General features: G+C 51.2%; 4 protein-coding genes and 2 pseudogenes. All 6 read left to right on the top strand.

From position 1 onward, the window contains the following. On the top strand, positions 1-695 hold a 695-nt coding region (locus HMPREF3143_RS05520; RefSeq protein WP_070532071.1), incomplete at its 5' end, for an EAL domain-containing protein. A 121-nt stretch (positions 696-816) separates the two neighbouring features. Beyond that, complete coding sequence (locus HMPREF3143_RS05515) at positions 817-1,986, top strand: autotransporter strand-loop-strand O-heptosyltransferase (RefSeq protein WP_070532068.1); 1,170 nt, start codon at positions 817-819, stop codon at positions 1,984-1,986. 11 nt (positions 1,987-1,997) lie between these two features. Continuing rightward, positions 1,998-2,120, top strand: a pseudogene (locus HMPREF3143_RS26450) (ESPR domain-containing protein); the annotation flags it as partial. 33 nt (positions 2,121-2,153) lie between these two features. After that, on the top strand, positions 2,154-6,248 hold the full coding sequence (locus HMPREF3143_RS24610) for an autotransporter outer membrane beta-barrel domain-containing protein (RefSeq protein WP_254668419.1): 4,095 nt from the start codon (positions 2,154-2,156) through the stop codon (positions 6,246-6,248). 60 nt (positions 6,249-6,308) lie between these two features. Then, on the top strand, positions 6,309-6,830 hold the full coding sequence (locus tag HMPREF3143_RS05505; RefSeq protein WP_021241313.1) for a helix-turn-helix transcriptional regulator: 522 nt from the start codon (positions 6,309-6,311) through the stop codon (positions 6,828-6,830). Between the two features lie 529 nt (positions 6,831-7,359). Then, a pseudogene (locus HMPREF3143_RS26195) lies at positions 7,360-7,521 on the top strand (universal stress protein UspA); the annotation flags it as partial.

The following is a 7,521-nucleotide window of genomic DNA, read 5'->3' as shown; positions in this document are numbered from 1 at the left end:
TTCAGGTGGCCAAATTCAGTAAACCACTTCACGATGAGATTGTAGGCGGAGAGGTTTTACTCAGAGTTCTCAAAGATGGGATTTACCAATCTCCCGAAAAATACCTTTCGGCAATGGAATCATGCGAGGTGATTAATGATGTCACATGCAGCCTCATGTCTGATGTTAAAACATTTTTTGAAGGCTATGAAGGAACGCTACCTGATGATTTTTATCTCTCCTTCAACATCTGTGCGAGACAGTTGAACTCTTCAAGAGTTATTGAAGCAGTGACGGACTTTAAGAAAGTATTCGACGGACGCATTGCTGTCACGCTGGAAATTGTCGAACGCGGGACAATGAACCTGGACGACTTTGCACTCGATGCTATGCAGCAACTTACTGAGTCAGGTGTGCGATTTGCGATTGATGATTTCGGCAGCGGGAGTTCATGCCTTAAATATATTGAACATGCAGGTTTCTCAACTATCAAGATTGATAAATGCCTCACAATTGCCAGCAATGGATCATTAATCTATTCCGCGGTGATTGATTCAATTATCACTCTCGCAGAGCGGCTGCAAATTCATGTCATTGCTGAAGGTATAGAAAATAAAGAACAACTATCGCTTTTGAAAGATAGAGGGGTGGATATTTTTCAGGGTTATCTATTTTCAAAACCTGTAAGCATGCACGAGTTTTGCACGCACATATAACGTTTTTCAAAAGCATAAACACAACAATTCGCAACCTATCATGGAAAGCATTACTTAAATAACAGTAGTGCACTCGACCTATTTGTTACAGATTTAAATTACCACCGAGGACAAATTATATATGTCAGCTAACTTCCCAAACCCTCCAGAGCTTCCGTCATGCTCAGGGCCGGACGGAATTCTTTATGACTTTAACTATGGCGCGCGCGTTTTGCTCCCGGAAGGAAAATGGCACGTCATTTTAATGGACGACGACAGCGGTAATATTCTTTTCAGCTGTGATTCAGAAGGCGGTTGGGTCACCAGTAATAAAAAATATTACGTCCGCTTCCGCATTCAGGTATTCCACCAGGGATCGGCGAGCCCGGTCCTGGATGAAACGCTGGATATGAAGGACAAGCCCGTCGTCATCTTTTTCCCAACGGGTACGCTGGGCGACATGCTTGGGTGGTTCCATTATGCAGAGCGTTTTCGCCAGCTGCACCGCTGTCAGCTTGAGTGCGTTATGGGGCAGGAAATCATTGAACTGCTCAGCGCACAGTATCCCGAGATCACTTTCTCCACAAAGGACAATCTGCAGACAGTAAATCCCTACGCATCCTGGTATGTAGGCCTCTTCTTTAAGGGTGATACCACACATCAACCCATCGATTTCAGGAAGGTCGGTTTCCACCGCAATGCCGGCTACATCCTCGGGGTCGATCCGCGGGAGTGCCCTCCCCGCCTGAAACTGGATGCGGAACGAAAAATTGCGGAGCCGTATGTCTGCATCGCCGCGCAGTCCACCAACCAGGCGAAGTACTGGAACAACGGCCATGGCTGGGCCGAGGTGGTTGCCCACCTTAAATATCTGGGATACCGGGTGCTGTGCATTGACCGCCACGCGCATTACGGCCAGGGCTTCGTCTGGAACCACATCCCCCAGGGCGCTGAAGACTTTACAGGGAATATTCCGCTCCAGGAGCGTGTGGACCTGTTAAAGCATGCGAGCTTCTTTATCGGACTTGGCAGCGGGCTGTCATGGCTAGCCTGGGCGTCCGGTATCCCTGTGGTGTTAATCAGCGGATTCAGTCTCCCCAACAGCGAATTTTACACCCCCTGGCGGGTGTTCAGCAGCCATGGCTGTAACGGCTGCTGGGATGACACGTCCGTTGATTTTGACCACGTGGATTATTTGTGGTGTCCGCATCACAAGAACACCCCACGTCAGTACGAGTGCACGAGTCTGATAACCGGCAAACAGGTCATCGGTATGGTGGACCGTCTGCATTCAGGATTAGTTGATAAGTAAGGGACGTAAATATGAACAAGATATATACCACAGTGTGGTGCGAGTCGCGCCAGCAGTGGGTTGTTACCTCTGAACTCGCGACCGGGTCCGGTCGCCCGAAGCTGACGTCGAAGAAAAGCGCACTGGCGTTACTGCTGGGTGCCGTGCTTCTGCCTTCAGAGCCGGTCATGGCTGCAGATCATGTGGGAACTATAGTAACTGGTTTGCAGAATATTTATTCAGGCGATACGGCCACATCTACAACCATCAACGGCGGTGCTCAGCGTGTCTCCAGTGGTGGTACTGCTACCATTACTACCATCAACAGTGGTGGTTCTCAGTCTATCTATAATGGCGGCGAAGTCACTCACACGACTCTCAACAGTGGTGCTCTACAGATGGTTTCCGGCGGGACAGCCATCAGTACAACAATTCACGGTAGTGCTGCTCAGTACGTCTTTAGTGGAGGAACGGCCTCTTCTACTATCATCAACCGACGTGGGACACAGACCGTATACGGGGAAGGATCGGTCAATGATACCACCATCAACAGTGGCGGGTTCCAGTACATCTCCAGTGGTGGATCAGCTACTGGCACCACCATCAATAGTGGCGGTATTCAAGAGGTATACAGTAACGGCACGGCAACCAGCACCATAATCTTAAACGGTGGCATTCAGTACGTCTCCAGTGGGGGTACTACAACTAGCACCACAATCAACGGAATTTTTGGCAATCAGCACGTCTACAGTGGAGGCTCCACAACTAATACCACTATCAGTGCTGGGACGCAGCACGTCTACGGCGGAGGTTTGGCCACCTCTACTACCATCCACGATGGAACTCAGAAAATTTCTGGAGGAGTTGCTAACTCAACGACCATAAACATTGACGGTACTCAACTTGTCGACAGTGGTGGCACGGCAACCTTTACTATCATCAGCGGTGGGTCTCAGCTAGTCTCCAGTGGCGGTTCGGCCACAGGCACACGTATAAACAGTGCTGGAGTCCAAACCGTCTTCACTGGGGGTTCGGCCATAGACACTTCTATAAACAATGCTGGAGTTCAACTCGTCAGTGTTGGCGGCATTGCAACCTCTACTGCTATATATAATGCTGGAAAGCAGATAATCTCCGCAGGAGGTTTAGCCACCTCAACAACAATCAGTGGTGGTCAGCAGCATATTTTATCCGGCGGTTCAGCAACCTCTACTATCATCAGCGCAGGAGGTGGTTATCAGGAGGTCAACCTTGGCGGCTCAGCCATCCACACTACACTCCGCGGCGGCTCGCAGTTCGTACGCAGTGGTGGTTCTGCCACCTCTACTACTATCTACATAGGTGGCTATCAGGAAGTTGGCGGCTCTGTCACATCCACGACCATTCACAGTGGCCAACAGCGCGTAGACATTGGGGGCTCAGCAACTTCTACAATCATAAACAGTGGTGGTCTGCAGACAATAAGTGGCTCGACCACCTCTACTATCATAAACAGTGGTGGCATGCAGAAAGTCTACAGTAGAGGTATGGCTACAGAATCTACTATCGACAATGGTAAGCAGTACGTCTACAGCGGCGGTTTGGCCACTGGCACCACTATCCACAACTTTGGGGAGCAGTTTGTCTCCAATGGCGGATTGGCAACCGGAACTACCATCGGCAACTTTGGCAGACAGTCCATCTCCAGTGGTGGATCGGCCACTGACACCACTATTAACATCGGTGGTGAACAGTTCATTTTCGACGGTGGCTCGGCTACCTCAATAATCATCAACAGCGGTGGTTCTCAAGTAGTCTCCAGTGGCGGTGAGGCCACCTCCACGACTATCTACAGCCGGGGAGAACAGGTCATATTCAATGGTGGCTCGGCTACATCTACCACCATCAATGACTTTGGTTATCAGCATGTTTACAGTGGTGGCACGGCAACCTCGACAATTGTCAATGAAGGTGGTTATCAGCACATTTCCAGTGGCGGTGCGGCCATTTCTACGACCATCATCAGCGGCAGTCAGGTTGTCTCCAGTGGCGGTTCGGCCACTGCCACGACCTTTTACGCTGGAGGCCTTGGCGGTCAGACCGTTGATGGTGGCTCTGTTACCTCGACAACCCTCAATGACGCCGCTCAGCTTGTCATAAATGGTGGTACAGCAACGGATACCATCATAAACGATAGCACTCAGATTATCTCCCTGGGAGGTACGGCAACCTCCACAACCATCAACGGTGGTGTTCAGTACGTTGAGAACTCTGGCTCTGCCATCTCCACCATCATTAGCAGTGGCAGTCAACGTGTCTCCAGAGAAGGGACTGTCACCTCGACAACCGTCAATAGCGGTGGTTCTCAGCAAATATCCTATTCAGGCTCGGCCACCTCTACTGACATTTATAGCGGTGGTGAACAGCTCATTTTCAATGGAGGCTCAGCTACTTCTACTACCATCTTCAAAGGCGGCAAACAACATATATCCAGTGGCGGTTCGGCAACCTCAACTACCATCAATAACGGTGGAAATCAGTATGTTTCCGGTGGCGGCACTACCACAGACACCACTATCAACGGCGGCAAGTCCTGGCTGATGACCGGCGCAGTGGCCAACGGCGAAACCAAATTGAGCACCGGTGGTGAACTGCTGATGGACGCTGGCGCTATCGCAACGAACGTCAACATCTCCGGGGGCACCCTCTCTGTCAATGACCTTTCCGCTGCCACATCCGGCCAGAACACAGTTCAGGTCGGGATGCTCACTATGGACGGCGGAAATGTCAACTTCCTGCGCAACAGCGACGGTGAGTTCGCGAAGCTGACGATTACGGAGCTGAACGGAACCGGGAACTTCCTCCTGAACACCTCGCTGGCTGATAAAGCCGGCAACTTCGTCACTATAGAACAGGGCTCAGGCCAGTTCGGTCTTGCCGTTAATGATTCCGGTAAGGAAATATCGAACCACGATGACCTGACGCTGAATCTGATTCATGAGAAGGGCGGTGACATTGACTTTGAAATGGTCACGGCGTCCGGCCGTAGCACCCGATTCGTGGATGGCGGCACGTACATGTACACCCTGTACAGCCAGCAGGATAAGGACGGCCTCACCGGGGGTAACGTCTGGTATCTCGGTGCCATGGATGACGGTGGCGAGAACCCTGGCGGTGAGAACCCGGGCGGCGAGAACCCTGGCGGTGAGAACCCGGGCGGTGAGAACCCGGGCGGTGAGAACCCTGGCGGTGAGAATCCGGGTGGCGAGAACCCTGGCGGTGAGAATCCGGGGGGTGAGAACCCGGGCGGTGAGAACCCAGGCGGTGAGAACCCTGGCGGCGGTGATAACGGCAATGCAGGCGGTAACGGGAACGGCGGGAAGAAGCCAATGACCACGCCTGCAACCGATGCCATTCTGGCCATGTCCAATGCCGGTCTGAACGTCGTCCATTCCGAGCTGGATGGCCTGCGCACGTATCGCGCGAGTCTGGATAAAACCGGACCAGAAAGCAACGTATGGGGACACTACCTCGGCAGTAAAAGTGACATTGATACAAGCAATGGCGCAGCCTATAAGCTGAGCCAGAACGGACTTGAGATCGGTGCTGATACCCGTACTGACTTTGACCGAGGCAGCCTCGTCACTGGCACATTCATGTCCTTTAGCGATAACAAAGTGAAGCATGCCCGCGGCGGCACAAGCAAAATCGACAGCTACGGCCTCGGCCTGTATGCCACCTGGTACGACGCAAGTGGATTCTACGCTGACGGCGTGGTGAAAGGTAACCGTCTCAACAACAAACTGAGAGCGGTTATGACCAACGGGGGGAGAACCGGCGGTGACTGGAAGCAGTATGCGCTCAGCACAGCCGTTGAAGGTGGTTATCAGTTCGATCTCAAAAACGATGTAAGCATCACGCCTTATGCGCGCCTGGCCTTTGTTCAGATGACCAGTGAGGAGGTGAAACTCAGCAACGGCATGAAAGGCAACACGGGCACTCCACGTTCTGTTACGGGTGAATCCGGTGCGAAGCTTTCCGGTAAGTTCAGTCTGGGTTCGACTGAATTGAAACCTTATCTGTCAGCTGCGGTGGTGCAGGAGTTTGCTAACTCAAACGAAGTCACGATCAATGAGCGCAATCGCTTTGATAACAACGTCAAAGGCACATCAGGTAAATACGGTCTGGGTGCATCGGTCAACGTTGGTAAAGACGTAACCTTGTACGGTGAGGCTAATTATCGTCAGGGCAGCCAAATCGAAACACCGATCCAGGGTGTGGCAGGTATCCGTATCGGGTTCTGATGTTCCACAGGGGCCTTAGGGCCCCTTTTCACTGTGTTCTGAAATGTTCTGGTTATGTTTATGCCTCACATGATTTTGACGAAAGATGTTTTTTTGAATAAAGCGCTGTCTGTCATCCTTCAGCAAGCGTCCCCCGGCAGAAAGGTTTGCGTCGTAGATATTGAATCATTCAGAAGCCTGGGCGCCATTTTCAACCTACTGAAAAGAAAGAAACTCACTGAAAAGCATGAAATGATCTTCATCGGTGGCAAGGATGTCAGTTCAAGAGTTCTCGAACCGCTTGTGACAATCTACAGGAAATCATGCTTTATGGAGTTTCGAAAGCAGCTTACGGGCGGTCGGACGTATTCATCAGAATATGCGTTGAACCACATCGCGCGCTGCAGAAGTCTGAGCATGCTTTCAGAACAAGAGAAAAAGACACTTTTCGCCCTTCTGGATACTGATGACACGGTGGCTGCTGCAAGAAAAATTTACCTGTCCCCCAAAACTGTCTATACCTACACCAATAATATTGGGCAAAAACTTAACCTGAATTCGATACTTCAGGTCAGGCAATTTATTCATTCTGAATTCGAATAGCCGTTGCGAAAACCGGGCTCTGGGCCCGGTTGTGTTATTTGCTACGGTGACTTTATGTACTGAATCCGCAATTCTCCAGCATCGGTTCAAACTTCGGAACGTGCCCGCGCCAGGTGTAATACAAAGCCGCCCCGTTCGACAAACCCCAGCCAACCATCATCCCTAGCATCTTCGTCCACAGACAGGAGTCAGTCCCTGCCGCGCAGCTCCCGCCCCAAATATGGGCGAATAGCTGCTCCGCTAATGCGGCGCATTTCATAAAGAGGGGCTGGTTTTAGCCAGACGTTTCATCATTCCGTCGTAAAGCTAAGCTGCTCGCTGCCCATAAAATGGGACATGCGCCGATTAAGGCTGTACGCCAGCTCGCCCAGGACGCGAGAATGGACATAGTCACGACGCAATGACAGGCAAGGTCGATTGTACGAATACCACAGAATAGAAATTTGTACCCGTTATGACACCCTGCTCTCTGTTTTGCTGAAATTAACGATCTACCTTGAGTTGTGTGAAAAACACTCAGGAGGGACACATGTACAACTCAATTTTGGTTCCCATTGACATTTCCGAGGATAGCCTGACGCACATGGTTATCCCGTTCGTTCAGGCACACACCGCACTTAACACGGCCAAGGTTCACTTTCTTACCGTTATTCCTTCGCTTCCCTATTATTCATCGTTAGGTTTGGCCTAC

The organism is Enterobacter sp. HMSC16D10 (assembly GCF_001807145.1).
GTDB classification, from domain to species: Bacteria; Pseudomonadota; Gammaproteobacteria; order Enterobacterales; family Enterobacteriaceae; genus Enterobacter; species Enterobacter roggenkampii.
This window is presented reverse-complemented; position numbering and strand designations above follow the sequence as displayed.

Coding starts and splice junctions, on each gene's coding strand:
- HMPREF3143_RS05515 (WP_070532068.1), top strand. CDS start 817: ATGTCAGCTAACTTCCCAAACCCTCCAGAGCTTCCGTCATGCTCAGGG.
- HMPREF3143_RS24610 (WP_254668419.1), top strand. CDS start 2,154: ATGGCTGCAGATCATGTGGGAACTATAGTAACTGGTTTGCAGAATATT.
- HMPREF3143_RS05505 (WP_021241313.1), top strand. CDS start 6,309: ATGCCTCACATGATTTTGACGAAAGATGTTTTTTTGAATAAAGCGCTG.